The sequence below is a fragment of the Pantoea allii genome (assembly GCF_002307475.1).
Taxonomy (GTDB): Bacteria; Pseudomonadota; Gammaproteobacteria; order Enterobacterales; family Enterobacteriaceae; genus Pantoea; species Pantoea allii.
Genome location: NZ_NTMH01000003.1, coordinates 319,004 through 341,576 on the forward strand (window position 1 = coordinate 319,004; position 22,573 = coordinate 341,576).

General features: G+C 51.1%; 21 protein-coding genes. 11 read left to right on the top strand and 10 right to left on the bottom strand.

Going from position 1 to position 22,573, the window contains the following annotated elements; genetic code table 11:
- Position 1 precedes the first annotated feature (1 nt).
- Genes CMR03_RS02310 through CMR03_RS02325 form a run of 4 tightly spaced genes read right to left on the bottom strand, consistent with a single transcriptional unit; the run spans position 2 to position 4,145 of the window.
- Positions 2 to 1,036: a flagellar motor switch protein FliG gene (locus CMR03_RS02310; RefSeq protein ID WP_063879593.1), complete on the bottom strand. Its 1,035-nt coding sequence runs from the start codon at positions 1,034 to 1,036 to the stop codon at positions 2 to 4.
- Positions 1,008 to 2,699, bottom strand: coding sequence for a flagellar basal-body MS-ring/collar protein FliF (gene fliF, locus CMR03_RS02315; protein ID WP_063879592.1), 1,692 nt, complete (start codon positions 2,697 to 2,699; stop codon positions 1,008 to 1,010). Before fliF ends, CMR03_RS02310 begins: the two co-directional genes overlap by 29 nt.
- 9 nt (positions 2,700 to 2,708) lie before the next feature.
- Entirely contained in the window at positions 2,709 to 3,089 is a 381-nt protein-coding gene (fliE, locus tag CMR03_RS02320) for a flagellar hook-basal body complex protein FliE (RefSeq protein WP_244181293.1), read from the bottom strand.
- 21 nt (positions 3,090 to 3,110) lie between these two features.
- Positions 3,111 to 4,145, bottom strand: coding sequence for a sigma-54 interaction domain-containing protein (locus CMR03_RS02325; protein ID WP_063881176.1), 1,035 nt, complete (start codon positions 4,143 to 4,145; stop codon positions 3,111 to 3,113).
- A gap of 458 nt (positions 4,146 to 4,603) precedes the next feature.
- On the opposite strand from CMR03_RS02325, the gene CMR03_RS02330 reads away from it, so the two are divergent.
- The 8 genes from CMR03_RS02330 (at position 4,604) to CMR03_RS02365 (ending at position 11,840) form a co-directional block, all read left to right on the top strand.
- Positions 4,604 to 5,485, top strand: coding sequence for a FliM/FliN family flagellar motor C-terminal domain-containing protein (locus tag CMR03_RS02330; protein ID WP_063879590.1), 882 nt, complete (start codon positions 4,604 to 4,606; stop codon positions 5,483 to 5,485).
- Positions 5,478 to 5,879 carry a FliM/FliN family flagellar motor switch protein gene (locus CMR03_RS02335; RefSeq protein WP_063879589.1) on the top strand — a complete coding sequence of 134 codons (402 nt, stop codon included), beginning with the start codon at positions 5,478 to 5,480 and terminating at the stop codon, positions 5,877 to 5,879. The genes CMR03_RS02330 and CMR03_RS02335 overlap by 8 nt, the downstream gene beginning before the upstream one ends.
- Positions 5,876 to 6,628, top strand: coding sequence for a flagellar type III secretion system pore protein FliP (fliP, locus tag CMR03_RS02340; protein WP_063879588.1), 753 nt, complete (start codon positions 5,876 to 5,878; stop codon positions 6,626 to 6,628). Before CMR03_RS02335 ends, fliP begins: the two co-directional genes overlap by 4 nt.
- Before the next feature lie 2 nt (positions 6,629 to 6,630).
- Complete coding sequence (gene fliQ, locus CMR03_RS02345) at positions 6,631 to 6,903, top strand: flagellar biosynthesis protein FliQ (RefSeq protein WP_096010633.1); 273 nt, start codon at positions 6,631 to 6,633, stop codon at positions 6,901 to 6,903.
- 5 nt (positions 6,904 to 6,908) lie between these two features.
- Positions 6,909 to 7,682 carry a flagellar biosynthetic protein FliR gene (locus tag CMR03_RS02350; RefSeq protein ID WP_096010715.1) on the top strand — a complete coding sequence of 258 codons (774 nt, stop codon included), beginning with the start codon at positions 6,909 to 6,911 and terminating at the stop codon, positions 7,680 to 7,682.
- Positions 7,679 to 8,815 carry a flagellar biosynthesis protein FlhB gene (flhB, locus tag CMR03_RS02355; RefSeq protein ID WP_162287598.1) on the top strand — a complete coding sequence of 379 codons (1,137 nt, stop codon included), beginning with the start codon at positions 7,679 to 7,681 and terminating at the stop codon, positions 8,813 to 8,815. Before CMR03_RS02350 ends, flhB begins: the two co-directional genes overlap by 4 nt.
- Positions 8,802 to 10,898 (top strand): flagellar biosynthesis protein FlhA, encoded by a 2,097-nt coding sequence (locus CMR03_RS02360; RefSeq protein WP_096010635.1) that lies wholly within the window; start codon positions 8,802 to 8,804, stop codon positions 10,896 to 10,898. The genes flhB and CMR03_RS02360 overlap by 14 nt, the downstream gene beginning before the upstream one ends.
- A 183-nt stretch (positions 10,899 to 11,081) precedes the next feature.
- A complete protein-coding gene (locus CMR03_RS02365; protein ID WP_096010636.1) occupies positions 11,082 to 11,840 on the top strand; it encodes an EAL domain-containing protein in 759 nt (252 codons plus the stop codon).
- A gap of 159 nt (positions 11,841 to 11,999) precedes the next feature.
- On the opposite strand, the gene malM is transcribed toward CMR03_RS02365, so the two are convergent.
- The 3 genes from malM to malK all read right to left on the bottom strand — a co-directional run bounded on the left by malM (position 12,000) and on the right by malK (position 15,459).
- A complete protein-coding gene (gene malM, locus CMR03_RS02370) occupies positions 12,000 to 12,920 on the bottom strand; it encodes a maltose operon protein MalM (protein WP_096010637.1) in 921 nt (306 codons plus the stop codon).
- Between the two features lie 86 nt (positions 12,921 to 13,006).
- The gene (locus CMR03_RS02375) at positions 13,007 to 14,308 is read right to left on the bottom strand and encodes a maltoporin (RefSeq protein ID WP_096010638.1); all 1,302 of its coding nucleotides are present in this window, start codon (positions 14,306 to 14,308) and stop codon (positions 13,007 to 13,009) included.
- A gap of 41 nt (positions 14,309 to 14,349) precedes the next feature.
- A complete protein-coding gene (malK, locus tag CMR03_RS02380) occupies positions 14,350 to 15,459 on the bottom strand; it encodes a maltose/maltodextrin ABC transporter ATP-binding protein MalK (protein ID WP_096010639.1) in 1,110 nt (369 codons plus the stop codon).
- Between the two features lie 367 nt (positions 15,460 to 15,826).
- On the opposite strand from malK, the gene malE reads away from it, so the two are divergent.
- The 3 genes from malE to malG are packed head-to-tail and all read left to right on the top strand — an operon-like array spanning position 15,827 to position 19,508.
- Positions 15,827 to 17,011 carry a maltose/maltodextrin ABC transporter substrate-binding protein MalE gene (malE, locus tag CMR03_RS02385; RefSeq protein WP_096010640.1) on the top strand — a complete coding sequence of 395 codons (1,185 nt, stop codon included), beginning with the start codon at positions 15,827 to 15,829 and terminating at the stop codon, positions 17,009 to 17,011.
- A 58-nt stretch (positions 17,012 to 17,069) separates the two neighbouring features.
- Positions 17,070 to 18,608, top strand: coding sequence for a maltose ABC transporter permease MalF (gene malF, locus CMR03_RS02390; protein WP_096010641.1), 1,539 nt, complete (start codon positions 17,070 to 17,072; stop codon positions 18,606 to 18,608).
- A gap of 9 nt (positions 18,609 to 18,617) precedes the next feature.
- A complete protein-coding gene (gene malG / locus CMR03_RS02395) occupies positions 18,618 to 19,508 on the top strand; it encodes a maltose ABC transporter permease MalG (RefSeq protein WP_096010642.1) in 891 nt (296 codons plus the stop codon).
- 62 nt (positions 19,509 to 19,570) lie between these two features.
- Here malG and CMR03_RS02400 read toward each other — a convergent pair whose 3' ends face one another.
- The 3 genes from CMR03_RS02400 to CMR03_RS02410 form a co-directional block, all read right to left on the bottom strand.
- Positions 19,571 to 20,131, bottom strand: coding sequence for an RNA polymerase sigma factor (locus CMR03_RS02400; protein WP_063881174.1), 561 nt, complete (start codon positions 20,129 to 20,131; stop codon positions 19,571 to 19,573).
- A 3-nt stretch (positions 20,132 to 20,134) separates the two neighbouring features.
- On the bottom strand, positions 20,135 to 20,554 hold the full coding sequence (locus tag CMR03_RS02405) for a hypothetical protein (RefSeq protein ID WP_063879577.1): 420 nt from the start codon (positions 20,552 to 20,554) through the stop codon (positions 20,135 to 20,137).
- Positions 20,555 to 20,777: 223 nt separating this feature from the next.
- The gene (locus CMR03_RS02410) at positions 20,778 to 22,391 is read right to left on the bottom strand and encodes an alkaline phosphatase (protein ID WP_096010643.1); all 1,614 of its coding nucleotides are present in this window, start codon (positions 22,389 to 22,391) and stop codon (positions 20,778 to 20,780) included.
- Positions 22,392 to 22,573: the final 182 nt, after the last annotated feature.

Below are 22,573 nucleotides of genomic sequence, written 5' to 3' on the forward strand. Positions count from 1 at the left end.
GTTACTCCATTGTCTTTTCTGCAAACAGCTGTACCTGGATTTCCCCTTCTTCCGCTAGTTGTCGTACGGTCATCATAATATCTTTACGAATCTGTTCGATTCGGCTTACAGGTACGGGCCCCATTCGCGCCGTTGTGGATTGCAACAGTGCCACCTGACGTTTCGGCATGACGTTGAAGATGGTCTGACGCAGAACCGGCTCGGTGCCTTTTAATGCCACAGCCCATTCCTCAATCGGAATCTCTTCCATCAGGCGTTGCAGGGTTGCCGGTGTCTGGCGGCTGAGGATAAAGAATTCGTACATCTCTTCTTCCAGTTCATCCACCACTTCGGCATCCCGTTCCCGCAGCTGATCCAGCAGTTGCTGCTGATTAGTCGGAATACGGTTAACGATGTTAGCCGCATGTTTGATGCCGAGAACTTTAGAACCATGTTCAGAAAGAACGGCGACACCGCGTTCAATCAGGCGGTCGAGTTCATCGATAACATCACGGTTAATGTCATCAAGGCGGGCAATGCGCCAGACGATCTCATCCTGACGTTCCTGAGGCAGCACGCTGAGTACGCAGGCAGCCACATCCGGCGGCAGGAAGGCAAGAAATACCGCCTGCATTTGCAAATGTTCCTGCTCAATCAGTGCGGCCAGTTGGGGGACATCTACCCATTGCAAGCGCGCCATGCGATGACGTATTTCGTCACCGTAAATACCGTTTATTACGCTGCTGGCAATTTCACCCCCAAGCGCTTTTTCAAGAATGCCGCGTAAGTAAGTACGCGATGCCCCATTGATGCCACTCTGCTCACGGTAATCATCAAAAAAGTTATTCATTGCATTGCGAGCATGATCGACCTTAATGCCATGCAAGCGTGCCATCGTGTCACTCAGCAACAGAACCTCATCCCGATTCATCTTTTGCATTACTCTGGCAGCGGCTTCTTCCCCCACACTGAGCAATAAAATGGCGGCCTGTTCCAGGCGGTTCCTTCCCGTTTTAACACTGCTTTTACTATTCTTGTTTATTAGTAGTTCGCTCATTACTGTTAACCCATTGTTTCAGCACTTCAGCAACACGTTCAGTTTCTTTCTCTGCCAACATTTGCAGATATTCCACTTTGGTTTCCAGGCCGGAACTTTGCGGTGGCAGCTCGGTATCCTTATTGAATGCGGCCCCGGGCAGACCCTGAAGGCCCGCGTCAGTGGCGATCAGTTCTTTTGCTGGCGCTGTATCTGGAACGATGACGTCTTTCTCCTGGTTTTCGATAAGGTCATTTCGGCCAAAGCGTTGTGCCAGGGGGCGCACGCCAAATATCAGGGTGAGCAGTGCCAGGATGCCAATACCGCCATTTTGTCCCCAGTACTGAATTGACGGGTCCTGCCACCATTGCAGTTCCGGCACTACATCGGTCGCCAGGTGAACAAACGCCATCTTGTTAAGGGTCAGCGAGTCTCCTCGGGCCTTTTCGATGCCTGCAGCCTCCTCAACCAGACGTGTCAGCGTGCTGAGTTGCTCTGGCGTCATTTTTGCTAAGGCCTCTGCGTTTTCGTTCAGCGCCACCGCGACGCGAAGTTTTTCCAGCTTGTAACCTGGATGGCGGATATGGCGGATATCACGGTCAAACGCATACTTGCGTTGCTGCTGGCTACGACTGGAAAGTGAACGTGGGTCGTTGTTCTGCGGTTGCTGCTGAGATTGTTCCCCGGTCTGGGGCGCTGCTGGCACGGTCTGCTGGGCTGGCGCAGGTGACGGGTTAACGGGTCGATTGCTTAACGAACCCGGGATGCCAATCGCCAGTTCGTTGGTGCTGTTCTCCTGAGAGATATTTTCGTCGCTGACTTTTGGCTCTGAACCCAGGCGTTCTTGTGTCTCTTCTACACTGCTCATATCGACGGTGGGCGTCACGCTAATACTGTAGTTTTCACTGCCAAAAAGTGGATTAAGCAACTTAGCAATATTGGCCGTCGTTTCTTGTTTAATTCGCCCGGTCACATCCCGTGCCTGGCGCAGACTGGCAACGTTACTGGCGCCCTGCGGACCATTGTCAGACAGCAGATTCCCTGCCTGATCGACAACACGAACGCTGCTGGCTTGCATACCGGGCACCGAGCCAGCGACCAGTTGCACGATAGCCGCCACCTGTTGCTCATCAAGCTGTTTTCCATAGTGTAATTGCAGTACGACGGAGGCACTGCTTTGCGGCTTATGGGTTAACACAAATGAACTCGATTCACTCAGCCCCATATGAACCCGCGCTGATTCAACCGGATCAAGCGCCATAATGCTGCGTGCCAGTTCACCTTCCAGGCTGCGTTTATAACGGACATTCTGAACAAACTGGCTGCTGCCGAGCATCTCGTCTTTATCCATCAGCTCGTAGCCATCGGGCATCACCGCCGTAATACCTTTAGCCGCCAGTGCCATACGCGCACGTGGTAACTGATTTTCCCGGATCAGAATCTGACCATTGTCGGGGTTAACGCGATAGGCAATGGCTTCCGCACCAAGAACCTCAACAACCTGGGCGACGGGAATGCGTTCCTGACTGCCGTAAAGTGGCACGTAGCCATGGCTGGTGCGCCAAAGGGAAAAAACAATCGCCATCCCCAGCAAAAAACCACCAACAGTAATGAGCCACTTTGGTTTTAGCAGGCCCACAGGAAGTGATGATTCTGAAAACTTTTCTTTTAACTTATTCAGCACGAGAAGACCTTACAGCGAAGTATTCATGACTTCGTCGAGTGCGGTGGTGAGTTTATTACGGACCTGCATCATGGCTGAGAACATAACACTCGCTTTTTGTGTTTCAATCATGGCACCCGCCAGATCGTCGCTCTGCCCCATTTCAATCGCCTGCTGTTTTGCAGCGGCGGCATGTTGCACAGCGTCAACATTGTCAATGGCCTGATTCAGCACCTGCGAAAAGGAATAAGCGCTCGTCGCCGCCGTCTCAGAAAAGGATGAGGCTGAAACCGTTGACGGTGCTGCCGGATGAATGCCTGATGACGCCAATGCAGCAGCCTGTTGCATTTTTGCCAGCATCGCCTGCTGGCTGGCCCCTATATCGAAACCGATGGTGTTAATCTTGTTCAATGCTTCAATCTCTTACGCCTGTTATGAGTAATATTCAGCGTCAATGCCTTCTTCACGCATCGATGCCAACCGGTAACGTAATGCACGTGGTGTAATGCCTAAGCACTGAGCCGTTTTCGATTTATTACCGTTATGGCGCTTCAGTAATTCAATAATGTACTGATACTCAGCCAGTCGGCCGTGGAGTTTTACATTGCTCATTGCGGAGGCTGGCACTGAAAGCTGTTCACGATATTCTGGCATTATGTCTGGACCGGGTTTTTCCAGTGACCTGCGTAAAGGAAGACCAAGATCACTGGCGGCGATCTCTTCACCATTACTTAAAATCATTCCGCGTTGAATAACATTTTCCAACTCACGCACATTGCCGGGCCAGTCGTATTCCAGTAAGACCTGACGCGCCTCATCGCTTAACTGCATATTCCCTTTATGGAAATCTTTGTATTTAGCAATAAACCTGAGTGCCAAAGGAATAATGTCTCGACGTCGCTCACGCAGCGGTTTGATATGAATAGGCACAACGGAAATACGATAAAACAGATCCTGGCGGAAACGCCCTTCAGCAATCTCTTTTTGAAGATCTTTATTGGTGGAGGCTATTAGCCGAATATCTAACGGGATGCGTTTATTACTTCCCAGCCGTTCGACTTCCTGCTCCTGCAAAACACGCAATAATTTTGCCTGTAACGCTAACGGCATATCGCCAATTTCATCCAGCAATAATGTTCCGCCATTGGCTTGTTCAAACTTACCGGCAACGCCCGTCACTGCCCCAGTGAAAGCGCCCTTTTCATAACCAAACAGGACAGCTTCTAGCATGCTTTCTGGAATTGCGGCACAGTTAACCCCCACATAGGGTGCATCCGAACAGCCCGAGGCTTTTTCATGAATGTAACGCGATACGCACTCTTTTCCCGTCCCCGTCTCACCTGTGATGAGTACAGCAACATTGAAGTTCGCCACGCGGCGAGCTAATGAAAATACACTTAAGCTTTCTGGCGAACTGGCCACAAATTTGTTTTCATCGCGCACATCGCACTCATTCAAAAAACGCATAACGATCCACCACTCATCACTTTTCGTTTACCTTTCGCAGAGCTGAAAGCCTATATCGCCTCAGGACAGCGAACGCATTTATAATGCAACCACTAATTCAAAAAAAGAGGGGAATAAGAATGATTGCCGAAGACTTCTTTTAATTTGTCTTAGTTTATCCATGCAAAACAACCTGTCGCGCTATTAATTGGTATTAATTTTTTAATCGTTTAAAATCAGTAATTTACGATTATAATAAGATGTGATTAATAATTTAAGTATAATGAATTAATAATTCAGGGTTTATTGACCCGCTTATTAAAAAAGGGTTTAATTCACCTCTGTTATAAAACAAAAAGCAGTGAGACAGAAAAGCAATACTGGATAAGCACCCATAACAATTCCGGTTTGGAAAACCTGATCCAGGTCAAATCATCGGCATTGTAATTCATTGCTCATCATTTTCATGCGGAACAAGTATGCACGTAGCGCCTCAAAGAATAAAAATATACCAGCGTCAGGAACTCACTGACATCGTGAAGCTTGATGTCAGTAAGCTTGGTCGGCCCTGGCATAAATTACCGAAAGTGATGAATGATAACTTTGATATCTTTGATTCACGCATCAGTATTTATTTTCTCAAGAAGCTACGGGTTAATATTGCGTTAAAATCATTGTCATTTAGTATCGATCAAGCCTATAAAAACACACAAATTTTCTCTACCTGTTTTGGTTCAATTGCCTTTGATATTGAACGCCCCCTTCTGCTGCAAATACTTCATGACTATTATGGGCTCGGTAAAGACAACAACAATTTAACACCAGATATTAATCAGCCCGTAACAAAGACAGAAGGACGTTTAAAAACAAAAATCGGCCTTGACCTTACTAACCTGCTCATTGATAGCGAAATTTTTGGTCAGGACATTGCAATAAAAAGTGACAGCACGACGGTAATGACGCAATGGGCATGGTGCGTAACTTTTACGCTTGAGGGCTATGAACATGGCAATTTTACCCTGTTATTCGATGACAACCATGTTGATCAGTTATTAGCCAAAATACGCGCACCGGAAAAAAATATGGCTGTCGCGCCGCAAACGCCACCGACTCAGGCACAACTGGAGCGACTGTTTCACAGCATGCCTTTGAAGTTAAACGGTAAGGTCGCAAGCCTGAATTTAACGATTGCTCAGTTATCAAAGATAAAACCCGGGGATATTATTCCTGTCCTTATTAATGATCCTGTCCCGGTTTTTATTGGGAAAGAGCAAATCTTTGATGCTGAAATCGCCGAAGACCGAGGCAAGTTATTTTTTTGTGAATTTAATGACAGAACTATCGAGAAATATCATGAGTGATGCACAACAAGACCTTAGCCAGTCCCTGGATTTTGATGACCTGAACATTGGCGACATCGCACGCGAAAAAACAGTTGAAGGTAACATCCGGCTTGATATTCAGGAAAAACCAGACGTCGTCAATGAAAATGATGACTTACGCAAAATCGCGCTATTCAGTCGTATCCCGGTTAACCTGACGCTGGAAGTCGCTTCGGTCGAAATATCACTCGCAGATTTGCTAACGGTTAACCATGATTCAGTTATTGAACTGGATAAAATGGCAGGCGAAGCCCTGGATATTAAAGTCAATGGTATTTTATTCGGCAAGGCGGAAGCCGTCATGCTGAATGATAAATATGGTTTGCGTATCCTGGAGTTCAACAGTAACAATTTGGGCGAACTGACACGATGAATCCGTTGCGCAAAACCGGCACGTTTTCGCTGCTACTGTCTGGTTTGCTTTTTTCACCGTTGCTGTATGCCGCACAAGGCGATGTCACCCTGCTCAGTACCGCAGTCACTGAAGGGGGTCAGGACTACAACGTAAAGATTGAAATCCTGATTCTGATGACATTGCTGGGGCTGCTGCCGCTCATGGTATTGATGATGACCTGCTTTACGCGATTCATTATCGTCCTGGCTATTTTACGGCAGGCGCTTGGCCTGCAACAAAGTCCACCCAATAAGATTCTCACCGGTATTGCACTGGCGCTGACGCTACTGATTATGCGTCCAGTCTGGACGACGGTTTATCAGGATGCCATCGTGCCATTTCAGCGCGATGAAATAACCCTGAAGCAGGCGCTTAGCAAAGCAGAAACGCCCTTTAAAAATTTTATGCTGTCACAAACCAATACAAAAGCCCTGTCCCAAATGATGACCATTGCCAGGGTGACAGGCGAACCGCAAGCACAAGATCTTACGATTATCACCCCTGCCTATCTGCTGAGTGAGTTAAAGACCGCCTTTCAGATTGGTTTTATGATTTACATCCCCTTCCTGGTCATCGATTTAATTGTTGCCAGTATATTGATGGCTATGGGGATGATGATGTTATCGCCGTTGATTGTTTCCCTGCCTTTTAAGCTGATGCTTTTTGTGCTGTGTGATGGCTGGACGCTGATTGTCGGCACCCTGACATCCAGCGTGCAGGGGCTTTAATCATGATCACAATGGACATTGCCGGCGATATTATGGCGGGAGGCATCAAGCTGGTGCTTATCATCTCTGCCGTGGCGATTATTCCCAGCTTGATTGTCGGCCTGTGCGTCAGCATCTTCCAGGCGACCACCCAAATCAACGAACAAACACTCAGTTTTTTACCCCGTCTGTTGGTGACGCTGACCGTGTTAATCGTTGGCGGAAAATGGATGCTTACCCAACTGGTGGATTTTACCGTCACGCTTTTTCAGCAGGCAGCGGCGCTGGTAGGTTGATGGCGATGAGCATTGATATTCATACCCTGACAGACCCGCTACTGGCGCTGGTGTTTCCTTTTACCCGCATCATGGCATTTATCCACTTTTGCCCGGTACTGGATAACAGTGCATTTAGCCGACGAATAAAAATCGCGATGGCCCTGACGCTGGTCGTGGTGATAACGCCGATGCTGCCGGAAAAAATTCTGCCTGGCTCACTGCTCTCGGTGCGCACGATACTGTTAATCGGTGAACAACTGTTATGGGGTTTACTGTTTGGCATGGCGCTGCAGTTGGTTTTCGTTGCGTTACAGACCGCCGGACATATTTTATCCATGAATATGGGATTGGGTATGGCCACGATGAACGATCCGGTTAATGGCAGCTCAACTACGGTTATTTCCCAAATCATTTATACCTTCTGCGGATTGCTGTTTTTCGTTATGGATGGACATTTACTGGTCGTCACCATTTTATATAAAGGGTTTATCTGGTGGCCGATAGGAACAGCTATTACCTCCCCGCAATTGATGTTTATTGCTCAGGGGCTAGGCTGGATCATGTCTTCAGCCACGCTGATTGCGCTTCCCACGACATTTGTGATGTTAATTGTGCAGGGCGGGTTCGGGCTGCTTAATCGCGTCTCCCCCACCCTTAATCTTTTTTCGCTGGGCTTTCCGATTAGCATGCTGTTTGGCCTGCTGTGTATTTCAATGATGATCACCAATATCCCTGATCATTACCTCAATCTGACCAATGACATTCTGGCAAGACTGGAAGCCATGAGGAATGACTGATGGCTGCGTCTGGTGATAAAAGCGAAAAACCTACCGCGCAAAAACTACGTAAGGCGCGAAATAAAGGCGATCTTCCCCGTTCCAAAGATCTGACGATGGCTGCCGGCCTCCTGACCTCTTTTATTACGCTGAGTGCTTTTTTCCCCTACTACAAACACCTGATTGAAGAATCATTTACCGCAGCAGGAACAATGGCAAGCCAGATCAAAGACGACGATGTTCTCGGTCAGTTTCTGTTGGTTAACGTTTGGGTTTTGCTGCGTTTTATCGCCACGCTCACCCCGATTCCCGTTGCCTGCATTGTCGCCAGTCTGGTGCCGGGCGGTTGGTTATTTACACTGGAAAAACTCAAGCCTGATTTAAAAAAAATAAATCCGATCAGCGGATTAAAACGCATGTTTTCAGCCAGTCATTATGTTGACGTCGGAAAAATGCTGCTGAAATGCGGCATTATTCTGGCCGTGCTCTATTGCATGATACACAACGCCCTGAATCCGCTGCTGCACCTTCAGCGTCTGAATCTGAATCAGGCCATTCATCAGGGGCTTGGCATTCTGCATGGTGTGCTGATCTACTTTATCGCCGTGATTATTGTCTTCGCGTTTTTAGACGTTCCGCTCAGTAAATTCATGTTTACAAAAAAAATGCGCATGACGAAGCAAGAGGTTAAAGAAGAGTACAAAAATAATGACGGTAATCCTCAGGTTAAAGGGCGTATTCGCCAGTTACAACGGCAGATGGCGATGGGGCAGATCAACCGTGCCGTTCCTGAAGCCGATGTGATTATTACTAACCCTACCCACTTTGCCGTTGCACTTAAATATGACCCAGACAAGGCAGAAGCCCCCTATATTGTGGCAAAAGGCATGGATGATATTGCCCTTTATATCCGTGAAGTAGCCCAGCAGCACGAGGTGGAAGTCGTGGAATTTCCGCTGCTGGCGCGCGCTGTTTATCACACTACCCGCGTTAATCAGCAGATTCCGGCCCAGCTGTTTCGTGCTATCGCACATGTTCTGACTTATGTCATGCAACTGAAGTCATGGCGAACAGGCCAGTTGATGTCCAAACCCCATCTGAACAAACAAATAACGATTCCGAAAGAGGTACTTAAAGCCCATGGCGAACGGTAAGTTACAGCAAATCCTTGCTCTAATCCGCAGAGGCAATATTGGCATTCCGATATTACTGCTTAGCGTGCTGGCAATGGTGATGTTGCCTTTATCACCCTTAATGCTGGATATTTTATTTACCTTCAATATTGTGCTGTCTGTGATTGTCTTACTGGTGGCGGTCAATATGCAACGTCCTCTGGACTTTGCGGTCTTCCCGACGCTGCTGCTGATCACCACGCTCATGCGTTTGACCCTTAACGTCGCTTCAACACGCGTGGTATTACTGCATGGACATGAAGGCGAAGGTGCCGCAGGTCAGGTCATCGAGGCCTTTGGGCAGGTCGTGATCGGCGGTGATTTTGTCGTCGGTTTTGTCGTGTTTATGATCCTGATGATCATCAACTTTGTGGTTGTCACCAAAGGTGCAGAACGTATTTCCGAAGTCTCGGCGCGTTTTACGCTGGATGCATTGCCGGGTAAGCAGATGGCGATTGATGCCGATCTGAATGCAGGATTAATTGATCAACAAAAAGCAAAAGCCCGTCGTAAAGAGGTCGCGAAAGAAGCGGACTTCTATGGCTCAATGGACGGCGCCTCTAAATTTGTCCGTGGTGACGCCATCGCCGGCATCATGGTGCTGATCATTAACGTGATTGGTGGTATTTGCATCGGTATTTTTAAATACGATCTTGATGCCAGCCATGCCTTTCAGCAATATGTTTTACTCTCCATTGGTGACGGTCTTGCGGCACAGATCCCTTCCCTGCTGCTGGCAACGGCTGCCGCCATCATTGTTACCCGGGTGAGTGACGGCAACAATATCAGCGATGAGATAAAGACGCAGCTCTTAGCCAGGCCACAGGTGCTTTATACCGCTGCGTTTGTGATGTTTATTCTGTCCATTGTGCCCGGCATGCCCCACGTTGCGTTTCTGTGTTTTACCGCGCTGTTGTTGTTTGCCGCCTGGCGACAAAGTAAAGCGATTAAACCGGCGCAAGAAGACGTTGATTACGATGCGATTAACGCCGCGCTGAACGACGATAGTGCGACGAAGATCGGCTGGGAAAACATCCCCCTGGTTGAACCTATTGGTCTTAACCTGGGCTATAAGTTAGTGAGTCTGATTGACAGCAGTAAAGGGAATCCGCTTTCACAGCGTATCCGTGGTGTGCGTCAGGTCGTTTCTGAACAGTGCGGTATCCTGTTACCTGAGATTCGGATTCGTGAAAACTTTCGCCTCAAACCCGCTCAATATGCCATCTATATTAATGGTATTCGCCTGTCGGTGGGCGAAGTCCATGCGGATAAACTGATGGCGATTCCCGGCACAGAGTTATATGGCGAAATCGATGGCGTGCTCGATATCGATCCCGCCTACGGAATGGCAATTGTATGGATAGATCCGAATCAAAAAGCACATGCGCTCAATCTTGGCTATCAGGTGGTCGATTGCGCCAGTGTGGTCGCTACCCACGTCAATAAAGTTGCCCGGCAATACTTACCTGACCTTTTTAACTACGATGACATTACGCACTTACATGCGCGACTGGCACAGCAGGCGCCCAAATTAACGGAGGATCTGACCCACGCCCTGAACTTCAGTGTTCTTCTGCGTGTTTACCGTCAGCTATTGCTGGAGCAGGTTTCGCTAAAGGATATTGTGACAATAGCAGCCACTCTGCTGGAAAGTTCAGCGGTAACGAAAGATCCCCTTTTACTCGCTGCTGATGTGCGCTATGCGCTACGTCGGGCCATCATCCACAGCATTAATGGCGATCGTAAACACTTATCGGCGTACACGCTCGATAATAATTTAGAAAGTATATTGCTGAGTGCACTTAACCAGTCGCAGCAGGCGGGGAAAGTTGCGCTGGACAGTTTCCCTGTCGACCCCAATATACTGACGCAGCTTCAAAACACCATGCCCATGATTCAGGAACAAATGAAAGCGAAAGGATTACCGCCGCTGTTACTGGTGACGCCACAGCTACGTCCGCTTATTTCACGCTACAGCCGCTTGTTTGCGAGTGGCTTACACGTGCTTTCCTATAATGAAGTTCCTGATGACAGTGATTTAAACATTGTGGGCACCGTGGCATAGCCTCTTCTACAAAAAACCTGGCCACACCTGATGGCGGTTCTGGCCAGCTACCGGCGAATGCCCTCTCTGTCATACCGATCCTCTATATCCTTCTTGTGGCAGTGTGATTTTTATTTTCACAAGGTTAAGTACGCCAGGGGTTGTGTCGTTTTTTAATATATTCATTTATTTAATGAGGCTTACATGGAAAAAAGTTCACATTACGTGGTTCAGTGTATCGAAAAGAACAAAATCGATGCGGGTATTGATTTTATGATCCAGCCCATTTTTGATCTTTCCCGTGTCGCCTGTATCGGCGGCGAAGTACTGGTTCGGGGAAAACATCGCCGTAATGTTGTTCCACCTAATTTTTTCATCAGCCAACTTGAAGCGACAGGCGGCATATTACTCATGGGTGATTATATTATGGTCCGGCTGTTCGAATTTATTGCTGAACAACCGCGAGAAATAAGGGATAAGCAGGTATTCACTCTTAATGTTTCTCAGGTTCAGTTAAACGATAGCGCTTTTGCAGTTCGCGCGAACGGCCTGCTGGAGCAATATCAGATAACACCACAGCAGATTATATTTGAAGTCACCGACAGCGCTGAACAACCTGAGCAGACAATGATAGATAATCTTCAACAGCTAAGGGACGCGGGTGCTAATCTTGCCTGGGATGGCATAGACTGTCTTGATAAGCTAAAAAGAAAACTGGACACTTTTCAGCCTGATTATATTAAGCTGGACAGAAGTTGCCTTGCCAGTAATCACCTCAATGACACGTTCATGATGCTCGAATATCTGGATAGTTATGATTGCGATGTTATTGTCGAAGGTGTGGAGAACTATACTCACATTTCTACCATGCTTCATCGCGGGGTAAAATATGGGCAAGGTTTTCTTTTTTCTCGTCCTGTCAGTAAAGAGCAGTTTCAAAAAGAATACATGGTGCCTGTTTAACCCTTTCATCAGGTAATGATATGTCGCCTTGTCATCAGTAACGGGCGGGATATTTTGTCATGTTCAGCGTCGGATCAGATGACATTATTGTCTGATCATAAGCGTAAAAAAGGTGCGCCTTAGCGCACCAGGTGCAACAAATCAGCACTGTCGGGGGGTTTACCCCTTGCCTTTAACACTGCTGATAAATGTTTGCCGCGCGGACGTCGAGCCGAGCCGTTCGGCCTCATCCAGCAGTTTAAGCGCTTTATCAATATTGCCCTGCGCCACCGCCTGGCGAATGTTGTCGTTGAAATAGCTTTCGGTGTCTTGCACAATCGGCTGCGCCTTCACGGCAGGTGCCGCAACGGGTGCGCGACTGCTTACTGTCGCCTGACTGTTGCCTACCGTCACCGGCGCGGGGCCAGACGATCCAAACAGCGGCCCAACCAGTATCGATGAATCCTGGCGGGTACTCAGCTTGATTTTTAGCGTGCCAGACGTTGTATGACGGGCAATGGGATCGGGGATATCCGGTACCGCATGGCCTGTGCCTTTTGCATAGGCTTTTGCCGGATCGAGCAGCGTCGTGGTTTGGGCAAGATCCTTCTCCGTGGTGAACACCAACAGATAGATTTTTTGCTGTCCGGGCACTGGCGTCAGCTTCATCACCCCTTCAAGCCGGTCGGCAGCCATCACTCCCGGTTGCTGATAAGAAAACCAACGGCTCGGAAACCAGGCAGCCGGACGCAGATTTTCATCCAGGATAAGCACATTGGGCGCAAAGACCTGGTTCTGCTGTACCTCACTGCTTAAGGTGATTGTTAGCTCACCCACATTGGCGGGCAGGCTGTAAGCGGCGACCGGGCCAGTGATACCGGCAAGGTTCAGCTGGCTGTTATCCGGCGGTAAGGTTGTCACCTGCGGGCGAGACATATCCAATGGCTGCCAGTGAATGTGCTGCAGACTGGACACCGGAATAGCGGGCGCGGCAGAGACATCCTGCGGCATCAGATTGATCTCGGCGCTTGCCGTCACGCTGTGCCCTGCCAGCAGCAGCGTGCTCAGGCAAAGTGCGGTGAATGTTTTATACGTTTTCATTTTTAACCTCAAAGAATGGCAGGCAATAGCCGCCGCGGCCTGAAAGTCATAGCGAAACGGTTAGCGTGAATGACTCAGCGAAGGGATCACCACCAGATTTCCATTTGCGCGCCAAAGGTCCACTCATCATTATTGCCGCGGCTGTTGGTGAACAGGCCATTTCCTGTAGTGTCTTTGGACGCTAACGTGGTGATATCGCCGGACGCGTCCTTGTTATAACCCCACTTCTCATCCCATTTGGCATAGGTGGCAAATACCCGCAGCGCCGGACGTGACCAGATGCTGTCGCCCGCCTGCCACTGCTGTGCCAGAGTGATTTTGTACTGGCCGTTGTGTTCGTTAACCTGTTGGGACTTCACGTTGTCATAACCGACTTCCAGTAAGGTGCTCATAATCGGCGTCCATTTGTACATGGGCCGCACGCCAACGGTGTACCACTCGTTACCGCGGTTGTTATCCAGATCGGTGTTTTGGTACATCGCGACATACATCAGGTCCCAGCGCTCGGCCAGGGTGATGGCACCGTGATCCAGCACCCGATACATCTTGCCGTTGTTATTAATATTGCTGCCCTGTGCCAGTCCCTTGCCCTGCGACGTCAATGCGTCGGTCGCGTACTGCAGCACAAATTTGTTGTAGCCTTTGAGCATGCTCTGCGTATGTTCAGCGGTGAACAACCAGCCATCTCTGGATGCGCCATCCTCTAAGCGGTAGCCGTCACGCGCGTTGGCACGTCCATAATCCACGCCCAGCTCCAGCACGCCGTTCGGGTTGGTTTCCAGCCCGGCGAGACGGACGTCAAACACATCATCTGCGGTGCTGGTGGCGTAGTCACGAATCCGATCGTTTGAAAAGGTGTAAGATCCGCCCGCTTCCGATGAGCGCGTGGCGGCGAACGAGAGTTTACCGAAGCCCAGATCGACATCTTCCAGACCGGCACCCGGGCCGGAGATATCCCAGTAGTAGAAATCGATCATATGAACGTCATGACGCTGGTAGAAACGTTTACCGGCCCAGATGGTGGAGCCTGGCAGCGCATCAATCAGGTTTTTACCTTTGACGTTCGCCTCACGGAAAGCGGGTGAGGTGGATTCCCAGTCATTTTGCTGTGAAACGGAGTACGCCACGTTGGTATCGAAATAGAAGCTCTTGTCGCCCTCTTTCCACACTTCCTGGCCCAGCTTCAGCTCAGCGTAGGTTTCGCACTCGTTACCCAGACGGTATTTACTTTGAGCGCCAGTAGCCTGGAAGCATTGCTGCTCGCCGCCGCTGCCCGTCCAGCCGATGCCGGAACGAGCATAACCGGTAAAATCCACCGCCATAAGTGGCGAAGACAGCGTGCCTGTCGCCAGCGCCACGGCAAGGGAAAGTTTGCGCAGAGTTAACATTTTCGATCTCCTGAGGTCATTGCTTTTATTGTTTTTCCGGACTAAATACCGGGCTCCTGATGCAGCCTGCGACACGCGCGTCCGTCCTCGCGGAACAGATGACAACGCTCGGGTGGCAAGCCAATGCCCATCGTGGCGCCTTCTTTTACCAACACCACGTCCTCCTGGCGGTACACCAGGTTTTGACGGATGGCGGGGATTTGGATGTGGATTTGAGTTTCGTGTCCCAGTTGCTCTACCACCTGCACTTCACCCTCAAGGGTGACATCCGCGATATCACTGGACAGCAAATGTTCTGGCCGAATTCCTAATGACATATTGCTGCCGACCTGCACATCGGCGCTGTCTACTGGCAGCCAGACCAACTGGCTATTGGGCAGGCGCACCTGCACCTGATCAATCGCGGTGGCAGTGACCTTCACGGGGAGGAAATTCATTTTTGGCGATCCGATAAATCCCGCCACAAAACGGTTTGCCGGATAATGATAAAGCTCCAGCGGTCGGCCCACTTGTGCCACATGACCGGCGTCCAGTACGACGATTTTATCGGCCAGCGTCATCGCTTCGATCTGATCATGGGTGACATAAATCATCGTGCGCTTGAGGCGCTTATGCAGACGGGAGATCTCAATGCGCATCTGCACCCGCAACGCGGCATCCAGATTAGAAAGCGGTTCGTCCAGCAAAAACACGCGCGGTTCTGCAACCAACGTGCGGCCTATGGCAACGCGCTGACGCTGCCCGCCAGAGAGCGCCTTTGGACGGCGGTCAAGCAGGTGTGCGAGTTGCAGCACCTCAGCGACCTGCTTCACGCGTTGCGCTCGCTCGGCTTTTTTGACCCCCGCCAGCTTCAGGCCAAACGACATGTTTTCTGCCACGGTAAGATGGGGATAAAGGGCGTAAGACTGAAATACCATACCAATGCCCCGTTCCGCAGGCGGCACCTCATTCATCCGTTTATCGCCGATGAACAGATCACCACGGGTGATGGTTTCCAGACCGGCGATCATGCGCAACAGCGTGGATTTGCCGCATCCCGACGGCCCGACAAACACCACAAACTCCCCTTCGCCAATTTCCAGGCTGATGTTATTCGACACGACCGTGTCGCCCCAGGCTTTGGTGACATTGCGTAACACGACGCTCGCCATAGTGCTTTCCTCTTTACTCGCTAATGCAGCCTGCACGGCAGCGGACAGATTCTGGTGCCCACTATGCGTCGCGCGCTTAGCCGCCACATCCTCCACCGGCGTGCTTTAGCTGGGGGAGGAGACGGGAGGAGGAGAACGTCCCAGCGCGCGCGCGCCGCCCTGTGCCGCACTGTTTTTTGTGATCGGCAACGCAGTCTGGCCCCCACTTTTCTGTGAGCCATACCGTGATAACCCGTTCACTTTGCAACAGCGATCACAACTCAGCACGGGCAGGCGTAGACGTCAGGAGGATGAGAAGCCGGTCAGAACACGCAGAATGTGCTGCAAGCAACATGTTCGTTTCCGCTAACAGGATGGAGTGTTAAAGATGAAAACCGGCACTAAAATTTTGGCGCTGTCAGCCCTCTCGGCAGTGCTGTTCTCGGCCTCCGCAGTGGCGAAGATAGAAGAAGGTAAACTGGTCATCTGGATCAACGGCGATAAAGGCTATAACGGCCTGGCCGAGGTTGGAAAAAAGTTTGAACAGGAAACCGGTATTCACGTCACGGTGGAGCACCCGGATAAGATGGAAGAAAAATACCCGCAGGTAGCCGCAACCGGTGACGGCCCCGATATTATCTTCTGGGCACACGATCGCTTTGGCGGTTACGCGCAATCTGGCCTGTTAGCGGAAGTCTCGCCAGACAGCAGTTTCCAGCAAAAAATCTTCCCCTTTACCTGGGACGCGGTGCGCTTCAATGGCAAGCTGATCGGCTACCCGGTGTCGGTTGAGTCGCTGTCGCTGATTTATAACAAGGACCTGTTACCTGCTCCGCCGAAAACGTGGGAAGAGATGGCCGCACTGGATAAGACCCTGCGCGCAAAAGGCAAAAGCGCCATCATGTTTAATCTGCAGGAGCCCTACTTTACCTGGCCGCTGCTGGCCGCAGGGGGCGCTTATGCCTATCAATTGACCGACGGACGCTATGACCTGAAAAACACCGGCGTCGACAATGCAGGGGCAAAAGCGGGTATGCAGTTCCTGATGGATCAGGTTAAAGCCAGGGTGCTGAACGCCGATACGGATTATTCCATCGCAGAAGCCGCCTTCAATAAAGGCCAGACGGCGATGACCATAAACGGCCCCTGGGCCTGGAGCAATATCGATAAAAGCGGGATCAACTATGGCGTTGCGCCGCTGCCGACGTTAAAGGGTAAGCCCACGAAGCCTTTTGTTGGCGTGCTGAGTGCTGGCATCAATGCGGCCAGTCCGAATAAAGAGCTGGCAAAAGAGTTTCTGGAAAACTATCTGTTAACCGATTCAGGTCTTGAGGCGGTGAATAAAGACAAGCCGCTGGGCGCGGTCGCGCTGAAGTCCTATCAGCAAGTGCTGGAGAAAGATTCGCGTATTGCCGCCACCATGAACAACGCCCGCAACGGCGATATCATGCCCAATATCCCGCAGATGTCCGCGTTCTGGTACGCCATGCGCACCGCCACGCTGAACGCCCTGAGCGGTCGTCAGTCGGTTGATGCTGCGCTCAAGGATGCGCAGTCACGTCTTAACAAGTAAATCGTCTAACGCAGGCCCGTTTTGCTGGCCTGCAACCTGCCGTTAAGGAAATCGGGTTATGTCAGAAAAACCGCAAACGGGACGGCATCGTTCTCTGTTGAAAGGCGCACTGGTGGGCATTTGCTGTCTGCTGGTCGGTTACCTGCTGGTGCTGATGTACGCGCAGGGGGAATATCTGTTTGCCCTGCTGACGTTGGTCATGAGCGGACTGGGCATCTGGATTTATGCCAATCGTCGGGCCTACGCCTGGCGTTACGTTTATCCCGGCATCGCCGGAATGATGCTGTTTGTATTGTTTCCCCTGGCCTGCACGGTGGGCATTGCCTTTACCAACTACAGCAGCACTAACCAACTGACCCAGGAACGTGCGCAGCAGGTCCTGCTCAGCAGGCAATATCAGGACGGCGCGGGCCTGAATTTCAATTTGATTTCGGCAGGCGACCGCTGGCAGTTGGTTCTTACCGACAGCACGGATAACCGAACCTGGGTATCACCGGCGTTTGACATTGCTCGCGTAGCGCACCTCAAGATGGTCAGCGCCCCTGCGCCTGCGGGCGAACGGGCAAACTTACGGGTGATCACGACACATCGTCAGGCACTGGCGAAGATTCGGGCTGAATTACCTGACGGTCGAGAGCTGGTCATGAGTTCTCTGCGCCAGTTTTCCGGGACGCGCCCGCTGTATGTGATAACGGAGAGTCAAACGCTAAAAAACCAGCAAAGCGGCGTGACCTATCGCGCAAATCTGGATACCGGTTTTTATCAGGCGGTGGAGCCAAATGGCCATTGGGGGGAAGAACGCCTGAGTCCCGGCTTTACCGTCGGCGCGGGCTGGAAGAACTTTATTCGGGTGTTTACCGATGAGGGAATTCAAAAACCCTTCCTGGCGATCTTTGGCTGGACGATGATTTTCTCTTTGCTGACCGTGGTGCTGACGGTGGCGGTAGGCATGGTTATGGCCTGTCTGGTGCAGTGGGAGGCGTTAAAAGGCAAAGCGGTTTATCGCGTGATGTTGATCCTGCCTTATGCGGTACCCGCCTTTATCTCTATTTTGATCTTCAAAGGATTATTCAATCAGAGCTTTGGTGAGATCAACGTGATGCTCAACGCCCTGTTTGGTATCAAACCCGCGTGGTTCAGCGATCCCACGCTGGCGCGCGCCATGTTGATCATCGTGAACACCTGGCTGGGCTATCCCTACATGATGATTCTGTGCATGGGGCTGCTTAAGGCGATTCCGGAGGATTTGTATGAAGCCTCTGCGATGGACGGCGCCGGGCCGCTACAAAACTTCTTTCTGATTACGGTGCCGCTACTGTTAAAGCCGCTGACGCCGCTGATGATTGCCAGTTTTGCCTTTAACTGTAATAACTTTGTGCTGGTGCAGTTACTGACGAATGGCGCACCCGACAGACTCGGTACCACCACGCCTGCGGGTTATACCGACCTGCTGGTGAACTACACGTGGCGTATTGCCTTTGAAGGCGGTGGTGGTCAGGACTTTGGTCTGGCGGCGGCTATCGCCACGCTGATCTTCCTGCTGGTTGGCGCACTGGCGGTGATCAATCTGAAAGCCGTGCGGATGAAATTTGATTAAGGAGTCGTTATGGCGATGGTGCAACCCAAATCGCAAAAGTTACGTCTGTTGATGACGCATCTGCTGCTGCTGGCCTTTATCGCGGCAATACTGTTTCCGTTACTGATGGTGGTGGCAATTTCACTGCGCGCAGGCAATTTCGCCACCGGCAGTATCATTCCTGAACATATATCCTGGGAACACTGGCGGCTGGCGCTGGGTTTCAGCGTTCAGCATGCCGATGGCTCGGTTACGCCGCCGCCCTTTCCTGTTTTGCTGTGGCTGTGGAACTCGGTAAAGATTGCAGCCATCAGCGCGATGGGCATTGTGGCGCTGTCCACGACCTGCGCCTATGCGTTTGCTCGCATGCGCTTTAAAGGTCGCGAAAGCCTGCTAAAAGGCATGCTGATTTTTCAGATGTTCCCGGCGGTGCTCTCTCTGGTTGCGCTCTATGCCCTGTTTGATCGTCTGGGACAATACCTGCCGTTTATTGGGCTGAATACGCATGGCGGCGTGATCTTTGCCTATCTTGGCGGCATCGCGCTGCATGTCTGGACGATAAAGGGCTATTTTGAAACAATCGACGGTTCGCTGGAGGAAGCGGCTGCGTTGGATGGTGCGACGCCGTGGCAGGCATTTCGACTGGTGCTGCTGCCCCTGTCGGTGCCCATTTTAGCGGTAGTGTTTATTCTGGCGTTTATCGCTGCGGTGACTGAAGTGCCGGTGGCCTCGCTACTGCTGCGCGACGTCAACAGCTACACGCTGGCGGTGGGAATGCAGCAATACCTTAACCCGCAAAACTATCTGTGGGGCGATTTTGCCGCCGCCGCCGTTCTCTCTGCGATTCCTATTACCCTGGTGTTCCTGCTGGCGCAACGCTGGTTGGTGAACGGCCTGACCGCCGGTGGCGTGAAAGGCTGATCTTGTCATTCTTGTAACGACCAGATGATAAGGCGCACTCTGGCGGCCAGTGGCCGCCTTTTTTAGTCGTTATTTACCAGATCGTCGTAGACCGCACGCAAGCGCATACGCAGATACAGCACCGCTTTATGCTTGCGCGACAGCAAGGTCTGAACACTGATCCCGGTTGATTGTGACAGCGCTTTATAGCTGATCCCCTGTAGCTCCGTCTGGTCAAACACCTCAAACTGAGCGGGCGGAAGTTCGGATAATGCCTCTTCCAGCGCGTCCCAGAGCAGTGCTCTGAGGTAATCATCTTCTGGCGTTTGCGGAAGGCCAAACAGGGTTTCAGCCAGTTCGTTTTCTACCGCCTCCTCCTCATCGTTTTCCCTGAAGACGGAAAGCGGCAGTTCCCGCTTCTTACGCGCCCGGTCCGTCATTTCATTCCGCGCCGCCCGAAACAGCCAGGCGGAGATATTCTCAACCGGCTGTTCCACACCCATCAGCTGACAGGTAATTTCCTGCAAAATATCCTCAGCCTCATCGCGTGCTGAGGTACGGGCGCGAATAAAAGAGTGGAGTTTTGTTCTGCAGAGCGTAAGCGCTTTTATCCATGATGAGGTTTGCGATGCGCTGGCCTTCATCATTTACTCAGTCCGGGCATCATGGCTGTCATTGGGAGACGGCGGCTGTTCGTTCCGGGCTTTATCCCGGCAATGGTGTCCCCGATGACCAAAACCGTCACGACGTTGCTTCATAAATGCGTCTCGTTGTTCTGGTGTCATCTGCATCCAGCGCTCATGCATACGGCGTCGGGCATGGCCAAACATCCCCGGCCTGATCCCCAATCCGCCAAACAGAATCCGGCACAGTAACAACAGCCCCGCAGCCTGCCAGAAACCGATCGTTTTGACCCCAATAATGGCGGGCAGTAAGGCGTTCCATAGTGACATGACCAGCAGACACAGCGCGACAATTAAAACGACACCGACGATCAATGGCTTCGCCAGTCGGTTTCTGCCCATACCACGGGCATGACGGAACGGATGGTTATCAATATCTCTCATATCAGGGTGACCTCATCGGTAATTAACAATCCTGTGTGATGAGGTAGACGAATGAGGCGGCATAATATTGCTGACGTTGTAAAAAAAAGCGGCAGAAACGGGATGGTTGAGTTCATCACGATGTTAAAAAACAACGGTGCCGGTCAGCTATCGCCACCGGCACCGGGGGAAAGGCGTGGATCTGAAAAGCGTAAAACGCCCTGTTTTATATGACGTTGTCACATCAGGATTTACTGGCCTGTCCGGGCGTGATTTTTTCAACCGCCTTTCCTTCCAGCACGGCCTTCACGACGGTAAAAACATCGGTGTTATCGATGTAATTGCCATCATTCAAACCGACATGTCTGGCATAGCCCGCATCGTGTCCACGTACACGTTGGGCAAAGGCTTCAGCCCCCACACCTTTCGCCCACAGCGGAACCAGTGCGTTGGAGTGATTACCGGTCGGACGGAAAGAAATACCGGGCATCACGCCTTTACCTTTATTGATGACAGGCTGGAACGCGGTAGTCTGCGCATCGGGCCCCATCGGCATACCGTTATCGTGGTCCGTTGTCACGATCAGCAAGGTCTCATTCCAGTTACTGTTTTTCTCGACCCATTCAATGACGGAGGCAACGGCGTTATTAAAATCGGCGCTTTCTTCAATCAGACGACCGTATTCAACGCCCACACAATTGGGGTTATACGTATTGCCCCAGTCGCCTTTGCCGCTACAGGCGTTGCTGGTATGCGCAGACCAGTCGGTCGCCCCACCTTCTACCATCATGAAGAAGCCAGCCGGATTTTTACTCAGGTGCTGCATCGCGCCTCGGGTCATCATATTCAACGTTGGCACGGTGGTAATAAATGCATCGCCGGACGGGTTAGCTGCATCTTTACCGACAAACTCAGCCTGACGTCCCTGCTGCAGCGTACCGTTGGGTGCCACATTCGGCGATCCCAGCAGCGGGCCGTCATAGTTCAGAGAGCCATTAGCCAGTTGGGTGAACGCTTCTGTACTGCGCACCATTTTCCACGGCTGACCGCCTGCCGGTGCCAGCTTACCGGCACGCAGCTGATCCCACTCGGCGTTCGCCAGATAGCGGTTCGCATCAGCGCCACAGCCTGTCGTGGATTCATTGTGTGCCAGATGCTGGCAATCCGTTCCGTTCACATTAAAACCGGGTAGCCCGGTTCCCATGATGAGATCGAGCTGACCGGCGGTGAGCATTTGTCTGGCGATCGCGTGGTAGTCATTACGTGACGCGTTTTGCGCCCCAAAGGCGGCTGGCGTAGCGTGCGAGAACGGCACGCTGGTGACTACGCCCGTGGCTTTCCCCTGCGCTTTGGCGGTGAGGGTGATAAAGTCGACCGGCTTGCCGTTATTGTCGACGTTAATGGCGTTGTTATAGGTTTTTATCCCCGATGCCAGCGCGGTGCCTGCAGCAGCGCTGTCGGTAGGGTTAATGGCCAGATATTCATAGCCTTTAAAGGGCAGATCCCTGTTATCTGTTTTCGTGGTATCCCAGGCTTTCTGCGCATCGTAATTAACCAGGGATTCATCGCTGTGTGTCGCCTTTTTCGAAGCATTAAGCGGATAGGTTGTCATGGCATATTTTGCCGGAAATCCGGCATAAGGCGTTTTGTCGCGCCCGCCATATTGCCAGTATGCTGTTGCATCCCATGTTCCCCACCCTGCACCGTCGTTAATCATGACAATCACGTTTTTCGCTTTCATTTCGACGGCAGGTGCGGCGGCACTGGCTGTCATACTGCCCAGCACCAGCAGGCACAGGCTTAATTGACGTCGTGAAAATGTTGCAGAGGCATTGTATTGACGAGGTTGGCGTGACATAAAACTCTCCTTATGATTGCAGCAACCGCCTGAACGCAAAACAGGTTTCAAATGATTTCAAAAAATGTCTTTTTGTGACTTCGTGGCTGCGCAGTATTGCGGCACGGTATGACAGTTTTATGAAAACCTTCGGTTGATGAACGGATTATTTCCTTAAGACAAATTTCGTATTTTTCACATCT